The sequence below is a fragment of the Bradyrhizobium sp. 1 genome, assembly GCF_023073315.1.
Lineage (GTDB): Bacteria > Pseudomonadota > Alphaproteobacteria > Rhizobiales > Xanthobacteraceae > Bradyrhizobium.
Genome location: NZ_JADPJH010000022.1, coordinates 656,768 through 674,678 on the forward strand (window position 1 = coordinate 656,768; position 17,911 = coordinate 674,678).

At 64.5% G+C, this 17,911-nt stretch carries 16 protein-coding genes and 1 pseudogene; 5 read left to right on the forward strand and 12 right to left on the reverse strand.

The window, feature by feature from the left end; genetic code table 11:
- Positions 1-15: 15 nt before the first annotated feature.
- The 3 genes and pseudogenes from IVB29_RS19785 to IVB29_RS19795 form a co-directional block, all read left to right on the forward strand.
- A pseudogene (locus IVB29_RS19785) lies at positions 16-483 on the forward strand (MaoC family dehydratase); the annotation flags it as partial.
- Positions 483-1,334, forward strand: a complete 852-nt coding sequence (locus IVB29_RS19790; protein ID WP_247505035.1) for a CoA ester lyase — start codon at positions 483-485, stop codon at positions 1,332-1,334. The pseudogene IVB29_RS19785 and the gene IVB29_RS19790, both read left to right, overlap by 1 nt.
- Before the next feature lie 21 nt (positions 1,335-1,355).
- Positions 1,356-2,096, forward strand: coding sequence for an IclR family transcriptional regulator (locus tag IVB29_RS19795; RefSeq protein ID WP_247505036.1), 741 nt, complete (start codon positions 1,356-1,358; stop codon positions 2,094-2,096).
- A gap of 15 nt (positions 2,097-2,111) precedes the next feature.
- On the opposite strand, the gene IVB29_RS19800 is transcribed toward IVB29_RS19795, so the two are convergent.
- The 10 genes from IVB29_RS19800 to IVB29_RS19845 all read right to left on the reverse strand — a co-directional run bounded on the left by IVB29_RS19800 (position 2,112) and on the right by IVB29_RS19845 (position 14,064).
- Complete coding sequence (locus IVB29_RS19800; RefSeq protein WP_247505037.1) at positions 2,112-2,858, reverse strand: transporter substrate-binding domain-containing protein; 747 nt, start codon at positions 2,856-2,858, stop codon at positions 2,112-2,114.
- Between the two features lie 237 nt (positions 2,859-3,095).
- Positions 3,096-3,887 carry a fumarylacetoacetate hydrolase family protein gene (locus IVB29_RS19805; RefSeq protein WP_247505038.1) on the reverse strand — a complete coding sequence of 264 codons (792 nt, stop codon included), beginning with the start codon at positions 3,885-3,887 and terminating at the stop codon, positions 3,096-3,098.
- A gap of 58 nt (positions 3,888-3,945) precedes the next feature.
- The gene (locus IVB29_RS19810) at positions 3,946-6,090 is read right to left on the reverse strand and encodes a carboxypeptidase-like regulatory domain-containing protein (protein WP_247505039.1); all 2,145 of its coding nucleotides are present in this window, start codon (positions 6,088-6,090) and stop codon (positions 3,946-3,948) included.
- A gap of 81 nt (positions 6,091-6,171) precedes the next feature.
- The gene (locus IVB29_RS19815) at positions 6,172-6,990 is read right to left on the reverse strand and encodes an alpha/beta hydrolase (protein WP_247505040.1); all 819 of its coding nucleotides are present in this window, start codon (positions 6,988-6,990) and stop codon (positions 6,172-6,174) included.
- Positions 6,990-7,778: an SDR family NAD(P)-dependent oxidoreductase gene (locus IVB29_RS19820; protein ID WP_247505041.1), complete on the reverse strand. Its 789-nt coding sequence runs from the start codon at positions 7,776-7,778 to the stop codon at positions 6,990-6,992. The genes IVB29_RS19815 and IVB29_RS19820 overlap by 1 nt, the downstream gene beginning before the upstream one ends.
- Before the next feature lie 9 nt (positions 7,779-7,787).
- Complete coding sequence (locus IVB29_RS19825) at positions 7,788-8,759, reverse strand: tripartite tricarboxylate transporter substrate binding protein (protein ID WP_247505042.1); 972 nt, start codon at positions 8,757-8,759, stop codon at positions 7,788-7,790.
- Between the two features lie 40 nt (positions 8,760-8,799).
- Positions 8,800-10,236 (reverse strand): MmgE/PrpD family protein, encoded by a 1,437-nt coding sequence (locus IVB29_RS19830; RefSeq protein WP_247505043.1) that lies wholly within the window; start codon positions 10,234-10,236, stop codon positions 8,800-8,802.
- Positions 10,237-10,253: 17 nt separating this feature from the next.
- Positions 10,254-11,708 (reverse strand): MmgE/PrpD family protein, encoded by a 1,455-nt coding sequence (locus tag IVB29_RS19835; protein ID WP_247505044.1) that lies wholly within the window; start codon positions 11,706-11,708, stop codon positions 10,254-10,256.
- Positions 11,698-12,732, reverse strand: coding sequence for a 4-hydroxythreonine-4-phosphate dehydrogenase PdxA (locus IVB29_RS19840; RefSeq protein WP_247505045.1), 1,035 nt, complete (start codon positions 12,730-12,732; stop codon positions 11,698-11,700). Before IVB29_RS19840 ends, IVB29_RS19835 begins: the two co-directional genes overlap by 11 nt.
- A gap of 18 nt (positions 12,733-12,750) precedes the next feature.
- A complete protein-coding gene (locus tag IVB29_RS19845; protein WP_247505046.1) occupies positions 12,751-14,064 on the reverse strand; it encodes a cation:dicarboxylase symporter family transporter in 1,314 nt (437 codons plus the stop codon).
- Between the two features lie 131 nt (positions 14,065-14,195).
- On the opposite strand from IVB29_RS19845, the gene IVB29_RS19850 reads away from it, so the two are divergent.
- Together IVB29_RS19850 and IVB29_RS19855 are read left to right on the forward strand one after the other, a co-directional pair.
- Positions 14,196-15,161, forward strand: coding sequence for a LysR family transcriptional regulator (locus tag IVB29_RS19850; protein WP_247505047.1), 966 nt, complete (start codon positions 14,196-14,198; stop codon positions 15,159-15,161).
- Between the two features lie 61 nt (positions 15,162-15,222).
- The gene (locus IVB29_RS19855) at positions 15,223-16,122 is read left to right on the forward strand and encodes a LysR substrate-binding domain-containing protein (protein WP_247505048.1); all 900 of its coding nucleotides are present in this window, start codon (positions 15,223-15,225) and stop codon (positions 16,120-16,122) included.
- A 109-nt stretch (positions 16,123-16,231) separates the two neighbouring features.
- On the opposite strand, the gene IVB29_RS19860 is transcribed toward IVB29_RS19855, so the two are convergent.
- Together IVB29_RS19860 and IVB29_RS19865 are read right to left on the reverse strand one after the other, a co-directional pair.
- Positions 16,232-17,332, reverse strand: coding sequence for a trypsin-like peptidase domain-containing protein (locus tag IVB29_RS19860; RefSeq protein WP_247505049.1), 1,101 nt, complete (start codon positions 17,330-17,332; stop codon positions 16,232-16,234).
- A 162-nt stretch (positions 17,333-17,494) separates the two neighbouring features.
- Positions 17,495-17,830, reverse strand: coding sequence for a hypothetical protein (locus tag IVB29_RS19865; protein ID WP_247505050.1), 336 nt, complete (start codon positions 17,828-17,830; stop codon positions 17,495-17,497).
- Between the last annotated feature and the right edge of the window lie 81 nt (positions 17,831-17,911).

The following is a 17,911-nucleotide window of genomic DNA, read 5'->3' on the forward strand; positions in this document are numbered from 1 at the left end:
AAATCGCAACAAGACAGGGAGGAAACCGCGATGGCCGGACTTTATTTCGAAGAGTTTTCCGTGGGCCAGGAGTTCAGGCATCCGCTGAGCCGGACCGTCACGGAAATGGACAACACCATGTTCAGCCTGCTGACGCTGAACCCGCAGCCGCTGCATATCGACGCGCATTTCTCCGAAAAGACCGAGTTCGGCCAGCGCATTTTCAACAGCCTTTACACCCTCGGCATCATGATCGGCATGACGGTCTATGATACGACCATGGGGACCACCGTCGCCAATCTCGGCATGACCGACGTCACTTTTCCAAAACCGGTCTTCCATGGCGATACCTTGCGGGCGACGACGAAGGTGCTTTCGTTGAGGGAATCCAAATCGCGGCCCAAGGCGGGCATCGTCGAGTTCGAGCACCACGCTTTGAACCAGAACGACGAGATCGTCGGCAAATGCCGCCGCATGGCGATGATGCACAAGAGGCCGGTCTGATGCGTTCGATGCTGTTCGTGCCGGGCGATTCCCCGCGCAAATTCGAGAAGGCGAGCGAAGGCAATGCCGACGCGCTGATCATCGACCTCGAGGATTCCGTCGTCACCGACAAGAAGCCAGAGGCGCGCGGGTTGACGCTCGCCATGCTGAAGGGCCGCAGCAAGCCACACCAGCTCTATGTCCGCGTCAATGCGCTCGACACCGACATGACGCTCGCCGATCTCGCCGCGGTGATGCCGGGCAAGCCCGACGGCATCGTGCTGCCGAAATCGCAAGGCGGTGATAATGTGCGGCAGGTCTCAACCTGGCTCGAAGCCCTGGAAGCTGCGTCCGGCATCACGGTCGGCGCGACACGCATCGTCTGCGTCGCGACTGAGACTGCCAGCTCGATCTTCGGACTCGGCAGCTACAAGGGCTGCTCCCCTCGCCTCGCCGGCCTGATGTGGGGCGCGGAGGATCTCTCGGCTTCGCTGGGCGCCACCGAGAAGGCGAGCGGCGGCGTGTTCCATAGCCCCTATCGTCTTGCGCGCGATCTCTGCCTGATGGCGGCCGCCGCCGCCGAGGTCGCGCCGATCGACACGGTCTATACCGACATCGACAATCTGGCGGGCCTCGAACAGGAAACGCGCGCAGCGCGCCGCGACGGTTTTTCGGCGAAGGCGCTGATCCACCCCAAACATGTCGATGTTGTCAACGCGGCCTTCGAGCCGACGGAAGCCGAGCGCAATTGGGCGGAGAAGGTGATCGCGGCGTTCGCGGGCAATCCGAACTCCGGTACGCTGCGTCTCGACGGCCAGATGATCGACAAGCCGCATCTTCGCGCCGCGAAGAAAATCCTCGGCCAGCCCTAGATCAGGACGCAAAGCCCCGCCATGATCGTTCGCCAAGCCGCAAATGTTCTGGAGATCATGGAATTTTTCGCGCAGACGAGGAAGCCGGCGACGCTTGCCGAGATCGCCGATCATTTCGGCTGGCCGCGCTCGTCGACCTTCAATTTGCTCGCGACGCTGTCGGAGAAGGGCTATCTCTATGAGCCGCGGCCGCGCGCCGGCTTCTATCCGACGCCGCGATGGCTGGCGATGGCGCGGATGATCTCCGAGGTCGAGCCGTTGCCGACTTGGACCCACACGCTGATCGCCGATCTCTCTGCCGAGACCGGCGAGACCGCATCCATCGTGGCACCGGCCGGCGTGATGGCCGTGTTCATCGACGTCGTCGAATCCCAAGCCGCGATCCGCTATTTCGCGACCATCGGCCATCGCGTTCCGATCCACGCCACCGCCAGCGGCCGCGCGCTGCTGCTGCAATATTCGCAGGAAGAGCGCGATGCCGTCTATCGCAAGATCGAGTTCAAGCAATACGGTCCCTCGACGCCGATCAGCATCGAGGCTGTGGAACTCGAGCTGCGCAACTCGGTCTCGCGCGGTTACTGCCAGAGTTTTGCCGATTACAGCCGCGACCTCGCCGGCGCCGCGATTCCGCTGCCGATTGGAGATCGCAGGCTCTCGGTCGTCGTTGCGGGCCCTGAGTTTCGGATTGGCCCGAAGGTCGTGGAAGTGGCTGCGCTGATCGCGCGTACTGTCGACCGGCTGCGGCCGAAGGCGGCTGCGTAACGCGGGTGCGGATTCCTACGGCGCGACCTTGTCGGCGTTGAACCCGTTGCCGTCGAGCGCACGACGCACCGTGCCGTCCGCCTTGGCCTCACCCATGAAATGCGCGGCCCAGACCTTCGCTGCCGCCTTGCCCTTCGGCACGACCACAACCACGCCAGTCGACTGGATCACTTCATCCAGCACCTTCGTTCCCGGCAGTTTTCGCGAGAGGTCCTCTAAAGCCCCCATGCCCATCGCGAGCGCATCAAGCTCGCCCTTGCCAATCAGCTCGGCCGCCTCCTCGGGCTTCACGAACTTCTTCAGCCTAGCCTGCTTCAGCGACTTCTCGACCGTACGCGACGTCGACGTCCCCTCGATACAGCCGACCCGCATTCCCGCGCGATCGACATCCGCCACCGAACGGATGTCCGAGCCGGCGCGCACGAGATAGCCGCTCATATAGGCGACGTAAGCCGGGCCCTGGTCCACGAAGGCCTCACGCTTGACGTCCGCCGGCATGAAGGAGAGATCCCAGACGTCCTTGTCGCTGGCGGCTGCGATCTCGTCGGAGCTCTGGTATTCGACGAGCTGAAGGGGAACGTGCAGCTTGTCGGCCGCGGCCTTTGCGAGATCGACGGTGACGCCGTGCGGCTTGCCGGTCGAGGGATCTCGCGTCGTCCAAAACGCCGACGCGGCAGGGCCGACGGCCACCGCCACGCGCAACGCTCCCGAGGGCACGATGTCGGCGAGGCCTTCGGCTTTCACGCTGGGAATGTCGGTCATCGCGAAGGCCAAACCCAACACAACAATCAAACCATGCCGCAACATCTTGCGCCTCCAAAGTTGGACGATTGCGTCAGCAAAGCCGGCAGTCCGCTCCCTCGCCCCGTTCTTACGGGGAGAGGGTAGGGGTGAGGGGCTGCTTCCGCAACGATGGTGACAGTGAGACTCGCAGAGAGTCCCCTCACCCGCCGCGCTTTGCGCGTCGGCCTCTCCCCGCGTGCGGGGAGAGGCGAAAAGTCAGACAATCTTGATCGACATATCCGGCAGGCCCTCGAGCTTGCACAGGAGCACATCGCCCTTCACCACCGGGCCGACATTCTCCGGCGTGCCGGAATAGATGATGTCGCCGGCCTTCAGCTCGAACGCTTCCGACAGCTTTGCGATCTGCTCGGCGACGCTCCAGATCATCTTGCTGAGATCCGAGCTCTGCTTCACCGTGCCGTTGATCGCGAGCGAAATCGCGCCTTTCTCGAAATGGCCGGTCTTGCTCGCGGGGTGGATCGGTCCGATCACCGCCGCGTGGTCAAAGCTCTTGCCGATCTCCCACGGCTTCTTTTCCGCGGCCATGCCGTTCTGGAGATCACGCCGTGTCATGTCGAGGCCGAGCGCGTAGCCATAGACATGCTCAAGCGCCTTGTCCGCCGGGATGTTGCTGCCGCCCGATTTCAGTGCGGCAACCAGCTCGACCTCGTGGTGATAGTTCTTGGTCAGCGACGGATAGGGATGGTCCGCGACCTCGCCGACCGCGACGTTCTGGATCGCGTCGGTCGGCTTTTGGAAGAAGAACGGCGGCTCGCGGTTCGGATCCGAGCCGCGCTCGATCGCATGCGCGGCGTAGTTGCGGCCGATGCAGTAGATGCGGCGGACCTGGAACACACTGGTTTCGCCGACGATCGGGATCGCGACCATCGGCACCGCGAAGATCGGCTTGGGTGCGGCCTGCGCTACGGCTGGCGCGGCGTCGGCGAAGCCGGCCGCAGTCATCGCGGCTGCGGCCGTGAGCACGTCACGTCGAGAGGTCTTTGTCATGGTTCTGTTCCTGGCTTGGGCACTCGTTTCCTGCGTGGCTATTCTTAGGGCGAAACACTCAATGGGCCAATGGATCAGGCCGCATCTGCACCTTGTAGACTTTAGGCGAGGACTCCTTGCCGCCTTCCCCGTGGAAGCTCGCCCGCGTTCCGGTCGTGCTCCACAGGCCGCGGCCCTTCCAGCCGGTGTCGGGGTCGTCGATCCGGCCATCGACATTCTTGGTGAAGAAACCGAGCGGGTATGGATTGCGCAGGTTGACCAACTGCCCGCTGACCAGCGCCAGCAGCGACTCACTGCCATTGGCGCTGGCGATCGGCACGTTCGCACCGAGGCCGAACGTGTTGTAACGGTCGACCCAGACATAATAGGCGTGGTTGGCGCTGCCGTTGGCATCTAATCCCTTGAACTGCGGTCCGGGCATGCGCCAGGTCTTCCAGCCTTCCGGACATTGTTTGCCTTCCGCCGTCGTCGGCCCGTTCAGCGGCCCCTTGCAGAGCTTGCGATCGAAGCTTGCAAGATGCCCGCTGGACAGCACCGTCCACACCACCCCGTCGAGGCCGATGTCGAGACCACGCGGACCAAACGTGCCTTCCGGCGGCTGGTATACTTCGGACAACGCGGTGTTGGCGGGATCAGGCCCGGGCATCACGCGAACGATGTAGCCGGGCTGGTCGATGCGGGAGAAGCCGCGGTCCATCGCCTGGCCCCAGATCGATTCGTCGACCGGGCTCGGCATGATGCCGTAGAAGGACGCCGCGATGCGCTTGTCCTTGGCGGGATCGACCGGGTCTTTGTGCTCGACATATGCATCGCGCTTGCCGTTGCCGTTGGTGTCGATGACCAGCGGCGTCCAGCCCTGCGATTTCACCGCGTCGAGCGTCTCGCGGTACTGCTTGGTGTTGAGCCAACCGACCAGGCCGCCGCCAAGTCCAGGGCCGCCGGAGCTGGTCCACAGCGTCTGGTTGGCATCGTCGTCGAAGTAGAGGTGATGGGTTGTGAAGCAGGTGTTGATGAGGTCCCATTTGCCGGTCGCGGGATCGAAGCGCGACAATTGGCGCAATGACGTCGCCTGCGGCGCGACTTTCGCCGACGGCAGGTCCGACCCCTGCTTGCAATAATCGGGGTTAGCCGGCGGACGCAGCCGCGCGGTGAACCAGACCTTGCCCTGCTCGTCCATCATCACGTTGTGGATGCTGGTGTGGCCGTCCCAGATCGGCTCATCGCCCCAATAGGCCGATGGGCCGCGCGGCGCATCGGTGGACGACGGCGTGTTCGGATCGAGATAGGGATGCTTGATCGTGCCGGCGACGTTCTTCACGGGATCGAGAGTCGGCACGAGATCGGAGCTTTCCTCCGACGACCCGTAGATCAGGCCATTGGCGTTGACGCGCGGGTTGCGCTTGTCGGTCGAGATCGCATCGTGCTGATAGCGCGTGGGCGCTGCCCAGTCCCACATCGTATAGACGACATTGCGCTCGATGCCCTTGGGCCGCTCGGGCTTGTCGAAGGGCAACGCGCCGGATGCGATGCGGTCGGTCCACTTCGAGAACAGCTGGTAGACCTTCTCCGGCCCCATACTGGCCAGCACCGTCGCCATGTACTCCTGGGCTTGGCCGGCCTGGGTGCGGACCGCCCACGCCGTATGGGAATCATAGCCGTCGGTGAACATCTTGGGGATTTCGCGGATACCGCGCGTGCCGAGCGCGTGGCAGGACTGGCACATGTTCTTGACGGTATCGACCCACTGGGCCTGCGACTTCATGGTCTCCGGCATCTTATTGCCCTTGTCCCCGGTGCCGGGAAATTCTTCCGGCTTCGGGATATCGAGCATCGAATACCAGTACATGCCCGGATAGTTCTGGGCATCCTCTTTGGGCGAAGCAATAACAGCCTTGAAGTCCACGAGCTTGCCGGGATGAACCTCCTGCTGCGCCGTGTCCTGCAGGCCATAGCCGCGCACCCAGACCTTGTAGTTGGCGGTGGGAAGCTGTGGGATGACGAACCGGCCCTGATCGTCGGTCACCACCACCTTGGCATATTTGGTCGGCAGGTCCCGGGTCTCGGCGATGACCCAGACGCCGGCCTCGGGGCCTTTGTCACTCGTCACCTGTCCGCCGATGTCGTTGGCGGATATCTCGACATTCGCGGCCATCGTGGCGCCCGCATGCAACAACGCGGTCGCCCCGAGATAGACGGAAAGCATTCGCCTCAAGCTCATCATTCCCTCCCAATCGTTTTTGTGTTTCGTCCGGGCCGCTTTGCGGGCCTTATTCGGACTCGTCTCTCATGTTTTGAGTCGATCGAAGAACGCGCGAACCTTCTGTGCGCAGATGTCCGGGTCCGTCGCGGCGACGTGATAGGAATCGCCGGGCAGCACTTCGAGCTTCGAGCCGGGAATCGTTTCCTGCCACACCTTGACGGAATCGACGCTGCCGAGCCCCGAGCCGGTCGTGGTGATGACCAGCGCCGGGCGCTTGATGGACGGAAGCTCGCCGGTGACGTCGACCGTCGGCACCATCTGGAGAAACGCTTCCAGCGTCGACGCCTTGGTCTTCGACATCAGCTTGATCCACCAGTCGAGCGCCGCCGGCGGCAGCGACGAGCCGAGCCGGCCAGCCGTGGTCTCGCGCACCCAGGGCTCGACGCCCTGCTCGCGAATCTGCTTGCGCCAGGTCGGCGCCCGCTCGTTGAACGAGGTCAGCGAGGCCGGCGCGCCGACCGCGGCGACCGCGATCACGCGGTCCGGATACTTGGCCGTGAGATGCATTGCCAACGTGCCGCCGATCTTGCCGCCGACCAGGAAGACACGATCGAGCTTCAGCGCATCCAGCATCCGAATGACGTCGTCGCCGAGGCCGGCGAAGCGATAGACATAATCGCCCTGCATCGGCGTCGAATCGCCATAACCGCGCAGATCCGGGCGCACCACGAGATGATGCGTGGCGAAATACGGCACCCAGCGCCGGAACGCCTCGCCGCTTTCGGCGAGCCCGTGCAGCATCACGACCGGCGGCTTGGTGTCCCATGGCAGCAGATAGTCGTCGATGCGAACCGCAAGCTCGCAATCCTCGCTGACACCGATCTTCCGCAGTTCGCTACCCATCAGATACACCTCGTTCCACCGCCATCGACATTGATGCAGGTACCAGTAATGAAGGATGCGCGGTCTGAACAGAGGAACGCGACGACGCCGGATACCTCGTGCGGCTGCCCGACACGGCCGAGCGGAACCGAAGCTATCGCAGCGGCATTGGTCGCGCCCTGATCCTGCCCCGCGATCGCCGCGCCCTGGGAGATGAGGCTGTCCCAGCGATCGGTCTGCACGGGACCGGGATTGACGCCGGTCACCAGCACGTTATCAGGCGCACATTCCTCGGCCAGCGCCAGCGTGAAGTTCAGCAGCGCGGCGTTGACCGCGCCGCCAGCCATATAGGCCGCGCGCGGCTGGTGCCCGCTGCGACCGATGATGTTGATGACACGACCCCAGCGGCGGTCGCGCATTTCCGGCAGGACGTTGCGCGCGCAGCGCATGTAGCCGAGCAACTTCAGCTCGATCGACTTGGCCCAAATCGCATCCGGCGTCTCCGCGATCCGGCCCATCGGCGAAGCGCCGGCATTGTTGACCAGGATGTCGACGCGGCCGAAGGCCTCGCGCGCCGCGTCCATGGCGCGGGCGATGTCGTCCGGCCTGGTCATGTCACCGGCGCAGGCGATTACGCGCCGGCCCGTGTCGCGCGAGATATCCTGCGCTGCCGCCGCGAGCCGGTCGGCGTCGCGCGCGACGATCACGACATTCGCCTGCTCGCGCGCGAGCTCGGCGGCAATGGCACGGCCAATGCCGATGCTGCCACCGGTAACGACGGCAACCTTGCCGCTTAGATTGAGATCCATGACGCTGCCCTAATCCACCGTGGCGCCGGAGGCCTTGACGAGCTTGCCCCACTTCGTGGTTTCGTCCGCCATGAACTGCCCGAACGCCGGACCGAAAACCGCGCCGGGCTCAGCCCCGAGCTCGGCAAGCCGCTTCTTGACGTCAGGCATCTTCAAAATGGTCTCGAGCTCGCCGCTCAGCTTGGCAAGCGCGGGCGCAGGTGTCTTGGCCGGCGCCACCAGTCCGAACCAGGACGAGGCCTCGAACCCCGGAATCGTTTCCGCGACCGTCGGTACGTCAGGCAGCGCTTCCGCACGCTTGGCGCCCGCGATCGCAATCGCATTGATGGCCTTGCCCTGCACCTGCGGCAGCACCGCCGGCATGTTGTCGAACATGAACGGAATCTGGCCCGCGAGCAGATCGTTCATCGCCGGCGCCGCGCCGCGATAGGGCACGTGGACGATGTCCACGCCGGCCATGCTCTTGAGCAGCTCACCGGCGAGATGATTGGTCGAGCCAATGCCGGACGAACCGAAATTCAGCGAGCCCGGCTTGGCCTTGGCGAGCGCGATCAGTTCGCCCACGTTCTTTGCCTGCACCGACGGATTGACGACCAGCACGATCGGCACCGAGGCGATCAGCGCCACCGGCGCAAACGCCTTGGCCGGATCGAACGGGAGCTTCTTGTAGAGGGAGCCGTTGATCGTCAGCGGAGGCGGTGCAGTCAGAAGCAGTGTGTAGCCATCGGGCTCGGCACTCGCGACCGTCTCGGCGCCGATATTGCCGCCGGCGCCGCCACGGTTCTCCACCAGGAAGGTCTGGCCGTTCCGCTCGGTCAGCTTCTGCGCGACGATGCGGGCGATGATGTCGTTGGACCCGCCGGCCGGAAACGGCACGATGATCTTGGCGGGCCGGGAGGGATAATCCTGCGCCATAGCAAAGCCGGAGAACAGAACGGCCGCACAGGCGGCCAGAAAGGTGCGTCGCATAACCCCGCGCATGGGCACTTCCTTGATGTTTGTCTTGTTGTTGATTGCTTCATCACGCCGTCAGCAATGGCCTCAACTTGCCGACGTCGTCAAGCCGTTCGAGATTGCCGATCTGATCGATCAGCTTCTCGGCCCTGTCGCTGCCCAGCACAGGCGCGATCAGGTCCCGCGTTTTCGCCGCGACGGCTTCGGTGCTCAGTGGATTTTCCTTGGTGCCCGGCGGATATTTCGTGAGGTGCTCGACCTTCTTGCCATCGGTCAATGTCACCTCGACGACAGCCCCGCGCGGCGCCGCCGGATCCATCAGCGCCTTGTCGCCGGCCAGCGTCACCTTGGCGCGCTGTTCCAGGATCTTTGAATCATGCATCAGCGCGACATCGTGGCTGTCGTTGAACGACACCGCGCCCTTGACCAGAGCGACCGCGACGAGGTGCTGGCAATTGACGTCAGGCATCGCGCTCTCGCCCACAATCCCCATCGCGTCGGTCGGCAGCTTGACCAGGATGCTACGGACGTTATCTGGCGTGAGGCTGTGCTGCCTGCGCAGCGTCAGCATCGCATCCAGCGGCGACTGGATGGGATAGCCAACCGAGAATGTCTTGATCGCGGTCTCCGTGACGTAAAAGCGACTGCCGAGATCCTTCACCATCTCCTCCGGCTTCGGATCGGTCGAGAGTGCGATGAAGAGATTATGGGTGCCGTCGAGCACGTCGTCGACGCCGGTCAGGCCATTCTTGACCATGTCGACCGCCATGACGCCGTTGCGGGCGCCCATGCCGGCGAAATCAAAAGCCTTCTCGATGTGGTCGTGATCCTTCACCCAGCTCCAGAGGCCGGAGACCTGTTGCGAGGAATAGGAGATGGCGTAGCGCATCTCCTTCTCATCGAGTCGTGCCAGCGAGGCGGCGGCACCGAGCGCGCCGAAGGTCGATGACGTTCCCTCGGCGCTCCGGTGCGAGCCGCGGACGAGATCCGGGCCCAGCGCCGTCAGCAGGCGGCAGGTCAGGTCATAGCCGAGTGCGACCGCGCGAACGAACTCCTGCCCACTGCGATGCTCCCGCTCGCCGAACGCGAGCGCGGCTGGCACCACCGAGCATCCCGGATGCGCCTTGGTCACAGGCTCGAAATCGTCGGTCTCGTCAGCATGAGCGAACATCGCGTTCGCCAGCGCTGCGTTGACCGCTGTGGTGCGGAAGTCCGAGCCAATCACGGAGGCCTGCGCATCGCCGCCAAGCGTGCGCACATACTTCAGCGCCATCGCGCCGGGTTTCATTCGCGAACCCGAGATCATCGCACCGAGCGTATCGAGAATGCGGTGCTTGCATTCGAGCAGAACCTGCGCGGGCAATTCCTGATCGCGGGCGGTCACCATGTAGCCGGCCAATCGCTCCGTTACGCCCGGTCCCGCCGCAACCGCCGTGCGGGCACCGGAGGCAGCCAGGGCGGTGATCGCCGCGGCGGATTGCAGGAAATGGCGGCGTGACGGCATGCTATTCTCCCTTGCGATCAGCTCGCGACCGACATCCTGGTGATATCAGCCGCACTGGCCAGACCTTCGACGTTCCAGCATGCGTCCATGACACGACGGACCATCGCGGTCGGAATGATGCCGTCCGCGAGATCGGAGAACTTGGTCTCGAGCTGCTTGTCGGTCATCGGCTTCTCAACGCTGCCGATCGCATGCTCGATGTAGCGGTTGAGCTTGCGGCCATCCTTGAGCACGATGGTGAGATCGACCTGCTCCGGCTTGATGCCCGGTGTAATGACCGGGTTCACCTTGCCGCGCAGCGCGACGATGGTCGGATCGGTCACGGCACGATCACTGAACTGCTTCTCGCCGCCGGCACCCTCGACGATCGCGACGGCCACCGCGTGGTAGATGCTGAACTTGCCTTCGAGACCCTGGCCCGGCGTCTTCTTGCCGGTCAGCTCCAGCACCAGCGGGTGGACCTTGAGGTCGACGCGCTCGATCTGGTCCGCGGTCACCTTGCTCTCGTTGCGGAGCTGGATCGCCGCATCGATCGCGGGATGCATCACAATGCCGCAGGCGAACGGCTTGTAGGTGTTGAGCGCGGCCTCATAGCGCTTGCCGAGATCGCCCAAAATCTCGTTGTAGTCCTGCTTGGTGCTGATGGTGTTGGCCCAGCCGCGCTTGGCCTCGATCATGGCGTCGGACGAGGTGAAGTTCTTCGAAGCCAGGATCGCCGCGAAGATGCCGCTGGAGGCGGCCCGGCCCGGATTGAAACTCTTGTTCATCGAGCCGAAGGATTCGCGCAGCCCCACCGGCTGCGAGGCGGCAAGACCCAGAGCCCATGTCATCTGCTGCTCGTTCAACTTCAAGAGCTTGCCGACGGCCGCGGCCGAGCCGAACACGCCGGCCGTGCCGGTGATGTGCCAGCCGACATCGTAGTGGTTCGGATACACCGAGTTGCCGATCCGGCACTCGGTCTCGACGCCGAGCACCAGCGCGTTGAGAAACTCCTTGCCCGAGACCGGCTGCATTTCCGACAGCGCGAGGATGGCCGAGGCCACGGGCCCCGCGGGATGGATGATCGTCTTCAGATGGGTGTCGTCATAGTCGAAGATGTGGCTCGACACGCCATTGATGAAGGCCGCGTTCAAGATGTCGAACCGCTCGCGACGTCCGAACAACGAGGCCTGCTGCGGCCCCGAGAACGGGCCGAGCGCCGAGACCGCGATATCGACCGTCTCGTGATGCGACCCGCCGATGGCGACACCGACCCAGTTCAGCAGGGTGCGCACGCCCTCTTTTCGGACATTGGCCGGCAAATCCTCATATGTCGCGGTGACGAGATAGTGCGCCAGCGCGCGCGTGACGTCCTTGGGGGGTGCTGCGGCGGGCGTTGCGGCCGGGGCTTGCGCGAAGGCGGAGCTGGCGCCAACGGTGGCGAGCGGAAGCGCGGCCGCCGCCTGGAGCAGGGTCCTGCGATCAGTGTGCATAGGCGGCCTCCTTGACCTTGATCGAGACCAGTTGCGCAGCAAGACGGACCGCGCTTTCGAGCGCGCCGGTCTTGGCGACGCCGGTGCCGACGATGTCGAACGCGGTGCCATGCGACGGCGTGGTGAACACGGTCTCGAGCCCGGCGGTCACGGTGACGCCGCGGTTGAAGCCGCGCAGCTTGGTCGCGATCTGGCCCTGGTCGTGATACATCGCGACCACGCTGTCGAATTCGCCGGCGAAGGCGCGGATGTAGACGGTGTCGGCCGGATAAGGCCCGGTGCAGTTGATGCCCATCTTTGCGGCGGCTTCGACCGTGGGGCGGATCATCTCGATCTCGTCGCGGCCGAACAGGCCGTTCTCGCCCGCATGCGGATTGAGCGCGGCCACCGCGATGCGCGGCTTGGCGACGCCGGCTTTCCGCATCATGCGGTCGACCAGCTCGATCGATTCGGTGATGCTGGCCGGATGGATGCCGTCCAGCGCCTCGCGCAGCGACTGATGCCCGGTGACGCGCGACATCCACTGTCCGTCCAGCACGTTCATCTCGGAGAAGTAAGTCTTTTGGCCGAGCAGGCTCGCGAACATCTTGTGCTCGTCGGGAAATTTCCAGCCGCCGTCGAACATCGCGCGCTTGTTGAGCGGCGCGAAGGTGATGGCGTCGACCTCACCTGCCTTGGAGAAATCGATTGCGCGCGACAGCGTTTCGCCAGTCAGCCGGCCGGATTCGGCGCTGGCCTTGCCGAGAGGGATTTTCGACGGGTCGGTGTTGCCGAGATCGACGAGCTGCACAGCGTTGCTGCCCCAGTTGGCCGCCTTGGGTGAGGCAATCCGCTCGACCTTCAGTTTTACGCCGGCATGTTCCATGCCCATCTCGAGAACGCGGGCATCGCCAACCACGACGAGGCGGGCGGCATCCGCGAGCCTGTTATCGGAGAGAATGCGCGCGACCTGTTCGGGGCCGATGCCGGTGCAGTCGCCGGGGGTCAGCGCTATGACGGGCAGTTCGTTGCTGTTCGTAGCCATACTAGAGACCTTGAATCCTTACTTCGCTTGTTGGATTTGAGCGGCGGACTGAGCCCAGTCCGCCCGGTTGAATTCCCCATCCCACTTCGCGACCACAATCGCGGCGACCGCGTTGCCGATGGTGTTGGTGATGGCACGGGCCAGCGACATGAAGCGGTCGATACCGAGCAGCAGCGCGAGACCCTCCGCCGGTAATCCTGCCGCGATCACGGTCGCGGCCAGGGCGGCGAACGCGCCGCCGGTGACGCCGGCTGCGCCCTTGCTGGTGAACAGCATCACCACGAACAGGCTGAGCTGCTGCCCAGCGCTGAGTTCGATGCCGTAGACCTGGGCGACGAACATGGTCGAGAGCGGCAGCGTCAGCGCGACGCCGTCGAGATTGAAGGAGTATCCGGAGGGAATGACGAGTCCGGCGACGGCACGCCCCACGCCCGCCTTCGGCAGCTTCTCCATCATGCCTGGGATCGCCGTCTCCGACGACGAGGTGCCGAGCACCACGAGCAGCTCATTGCGGAGCAGGCGCAAGAGGTCCATCAAGCGGATGCCGGCGAGGCGGCAGATCGTGCCGAGAATGACAAAGATGAAGAACGCCATCATCGCCCAGGCGGTGCCGACCAGCAGCGCCAGTGCATAGAGCGTGGCCGCGCCGAACTTCGCCACAGTGAACGCCATGGCGCCGAAGGCGCCGATCGGCGCCAACGCCACGACGATATGGACGACGCTGAACACCAGCTCGGTGATCCGCTCGAGGCCGGTGCGTAGTGGTGCGGCCTTCTCGCCGAGCAGCAACAGGGCGATGCCGCAGAGAAGCGCGAGCACGAGTACCTGGAGCACGTCACCGGCCGCGAACGCACCGACGAAGCTTTCGGGGATCATGTGCTGGATATAGGCTGACAGCGATCCGACATGAGCCTGCTGATAACGGGCAACAGTCTCGGCCTGCTGCGCGGTGGCATGCGCCACGCCCGCACCGGGCTGAACCCAGCGCACCACGACAAAACTGATCAACAGGCAGACGGTGGTCACGGCCTCGAAATAGGCAAAAGCCTTGAGCCCGATGCGGCCCACCGCTTTCATGTCGCCGACCTGCGCGATCCCGGTGACGACGACCAGGAAAATCAGCGGCGCGATCGTCATCTTGATCAGCGAGATGAAGGCATCGCCGAGCGGCTTCAGCTCGACTGCAAAGGCCGGAAACAGAGCGCCAAGCAGCGCGCCGAGCGCGGCACCGGCGACCACAAGAACATACTGCTCGCGCCAGAGCGGCTTGCGGCGCCGTCCGGAAACGGGGGCCGATATTGGCTCAGACAGCGGAGTTGCGGCGATCTGCAATTGATTTCCTCCAACGCATTGTCGCGCCATGCGGAGTGGCGCCTTGTTATGGTTTTGCGACGTTTACATTGGACCAGCAGCGACCGAGGCGCTAATGCCGTATCGGTATGATTTGAGGACAAAACTGCATCATGGACCTGGTCTGGCTCGAGGATTTCCTTGCCATCGCCGAGGAGGGCGGGTTCTCACGTGCCGCCAAGCGCCGGCATGTGACGCAGCCCGCGCTGAGCCGTCGCATCAGGTCACTCGAGGAGTGGCTCGGAACGCCGCTGTTCGAACGCTCCACACACACGATCACGCTGACGCCGGCCGGCGAAAGTTTTCGCCCCGTTGCGGAAGACGTGCTGCGCAGGGTTTCAGTCGGACGCGAGGAAGCGCTCGAGGTCGCTCGGCTGAAAGCAGAGACCATCACTTTTGCGGCCACGCACGCGCTGTCGCAGACCTTCTTTCCGGAATGGATCCGCAATTCCGATAGCGCACGGGCCGACTCCGCCGTGCAGCTCGTCGCTTCCAACTTTGCCGGTTGCGAGAAGCTGCTGCTGGATGCGCACGCCCACTTCCTGCTGGCCCATCATCATCCATCGCTTGTGACCCGGCTCGACATGGAGCGCTTCCAGCGTTTTGAGCTTTCGAACGATCTCCTGATCCCGATCACCGCGCCGATGACGAAGCCGTCGCGCGGCGCGCGCCGCGGCAAAGCCAAGCCGCGCTACACCCTGCCCGGGACGGCCGATGCGCCGCTGCCCTATCTCGCCTATCACCCGGGCTCGGGCGTCGGACGCATCGTCACGTCGTTTCTGGCTGTGAAGGAGCCGTCGGCCTTTCTCGTTCCGAGCTTCGCCGCGCCGGTCATGCTCCTGGTCGACATGGCGCGCGAGGGCCGCGGCATTACCTGGGCTGCGCAGAGCCTGGTCCAAGCCGATCTCGACAGCGGCCGCCTGATGCACGCCGGCGGGACGGATTGGGCCATCGCCATCACCGTCTCCCTGTTCCGCCCGCGCGCCCGCATGACCCGCGCCGCCGAAAATTTCTGGAATATTGTTCGAAAGGGCCGCGCGGGCGGAAAATCCGCCTCGCCTGCACCACGGGCAAGGTGACGCCCTTGCCCGACAGCCCTAGCATGGAACTTGCATAAATTCTGGGCGACATGGACGCCGCATGAACCTCATCAGTCTCGATATCCGCATGCTCCGGTCGCTGATCTCGGTGGTCGAGACCGGCAGCATCACCGAGACCGCGCGCCGGCTGGGCCGCACCCAGCCGGCGATCACGCTGCAATTGCAGCGGCTGGAAGAACTGACCGGCAAGCAATTGTTCGATCATGCCGGTCGAAGGCTGACGCTGACCGACGACGGCACCACGGTCCTCACTTACGCCAAATCCATCCTGAGGTTGCATGACGAGCTGATCTCGCAACTGGCATCACAGGAGATCGAGGGCCAGGTCGTGCTCGGCACGCCCGATCTCTATGCCGCGTTCATGCTGCCGCAGATCCTCAGCGTGTTCCGAAAATCCTTTCCCCGTGTCCAGGTCGAGCTCAATTGCGCGCTGTCGACGCCGCTGGTCGGCCTCGTCAAGCGCGGCGATGTCGACATCGCGCTCGTCACCCGCATGAATGATTTCACCGGCGGCCAGGTGGTGCGGCGCGAACAGCTGGTCTGGATGACGGGCGAGCAATCCGCGGCGCACCAGGAACGCCCGATCCCGCTGGCGCTCCTGCCGCCCGGCAACATCTATCGCGACTACGCCATCGATACGCTGGAGCGCGCGAATTTGCGCTGGCGCATCGCCTGCGTCAGTGAAAGCGTCGGCGGCCTTCAGGCTGCGGCGTTTGCCGGCATGGCCGTGACCGTGCTCGGCCGCAGCGCGCTGGTGCCGGCGATGCGCGAGATCGGACCGAACGAAGGCCTGCCGCCGCTGCCGAAGATCGAGCTGCTGCTCTACAAATCCAGCGGCGCGACCTCGAAGGCGGCGACGGCCTTGCACGATTATCTCGCGCATTACCTGCGGCTCGACGAAGAACTCAGCGGCCGCGGCGCGCCGATCGAGCTGGGCTAGACCGGAAAAACTCGAAAACAACCCCATGCACAGTAGAACGGCCCTTGTTTGCAAAGGGGTTTTCCCGCCGGCTTGCAGCACGCCGGCGGCGGCGCGAAGCTCATCGGATTCAGCGAACGAGACGATTGCCGCCAGCGGCCGCACGGCTCGTATCTGACGCCGGCGCAACCCTCACGACAATGCTGAGCGGCGCGCCGTTGCGCTGCACGGCGAGCTTCACCTCCTCGCCGACGCGGGCAAGACCGATGGTGTTGCGGAGCTGCGCGGCGGTGCGGATCGGGCGGTCGTCGGCCCCGGTGACGATATCGCCCTTGCGCAGCCCTGCCCGCTCGGCGGGCGAATCCGCCGCAACGTCGGCGATGACGGCACCTTGAACGAGCCCCTTGTTGAGCGCCGGATGCAAGTCCTTCAGCGAGATGCCGATGCGGCCGCGCTCGACGCGGCCGTTGGCGATGATCTGCTCCATCACCTTGCGCGCCATGTTGACGGGAATCGCGAAGCCGATGCCGACATTGCCGCCCGCAGGCGAAATGATCGCCGAGTTGATGCCGACCAGCTCACCGCGCAGGCTGACCAGCGCGCCGCCGGAATTGCCGGGATTGATCGCTGCGTCGGTCTGGATGAAATCCTCATAGCCCTGCTTGCCGAGGCCGGTGCGGCCCAGCGCGCTGACGAGGCCTGATGTCACCGTCTGGCCGAGACCGAAGGGATTGCCGATCGCAAGCACGAAGTCGCCGACGTCGATCGCATCGCTGTCGCCGAACGCAAGCGCCTTGAGCCCGGCCGGGTTCTGGATCTGGAGGACCGCCACATCCGTGGGCGGATCCCGGCCGATCACCTTGGCGGAAAACTGCCGGCCGTCCTTGGTCGTGATCTGAACGGCGGAGGTGCCCTCGACCACGTGATTGTTGGTCAGCACATAGCCGCGTTGTGCGTCGACGATGACCCCGGATCCGGTCGCATTGACCTCTTTCTCGATCTGTTTGGGAACGTCGAAGAACTCCCGGAACAGCGGGTCGCGGTAAAGCGGATTGTCCTCCCGCACCCGGCCGTGCACGGAGATGTTGACGACGGCCGGCGTCACCTGGCGGACCAGCGGCGCGAGGGTCGGCACCGGGCTGCCCGCTCTGAGATCGGGGATTTGGCCGGCGGCAGGCTGCAACGGCATGAGCACCAGCATCGCCAGCAACAGCAAACGGACAGCCTTCATCGTCGTCACCTGCTATTGTCGGAAATAAATCGGAAGAGGTTCGCGAACCTCACGCCGCGTCAGGCAGCGGGGTGACCCAGCCTTGCAAGGCCAGGAACGGAACGGCCCAGGCCGCCGAGGCCGAGCCGAGCAGCGCGAGTGCCAGGACGGTCTGCGTGAGCATCATAGGCGCCGCCCCTTTGCGGCGGCCCACGGCCGCCGCAATCGCATCGGTACGCCACCGCCCCGCGGCGGATCATCATTGTCATTGTCGGCGTCGAGCTGGCGCAACGCCGCCAGGACGTCGGTGAGCCGGATGGTGTGGCCCATGCCGGGAATCTCGCGCAACGCCGGACAGGACTCGACCGCGTACATGTCGGACGCCCAGGACGACAGGATGATCCGCTTCTCCGGAGTGGAGAGATCCTCCGCGTTCAGGACGTCAGCGGGAGCGTCGTAGTGGGCAGCGGGATGAAACAGCGGATTGAGCGTACTGGCATTTGGATTCACATTGGTCATCTCTTACGCCTCCCTCATACTCCTTTCCAAGAGACGGATTGATTGACGATGGAACGGCGGCGCGCGTCGCCGCCGTCCCGT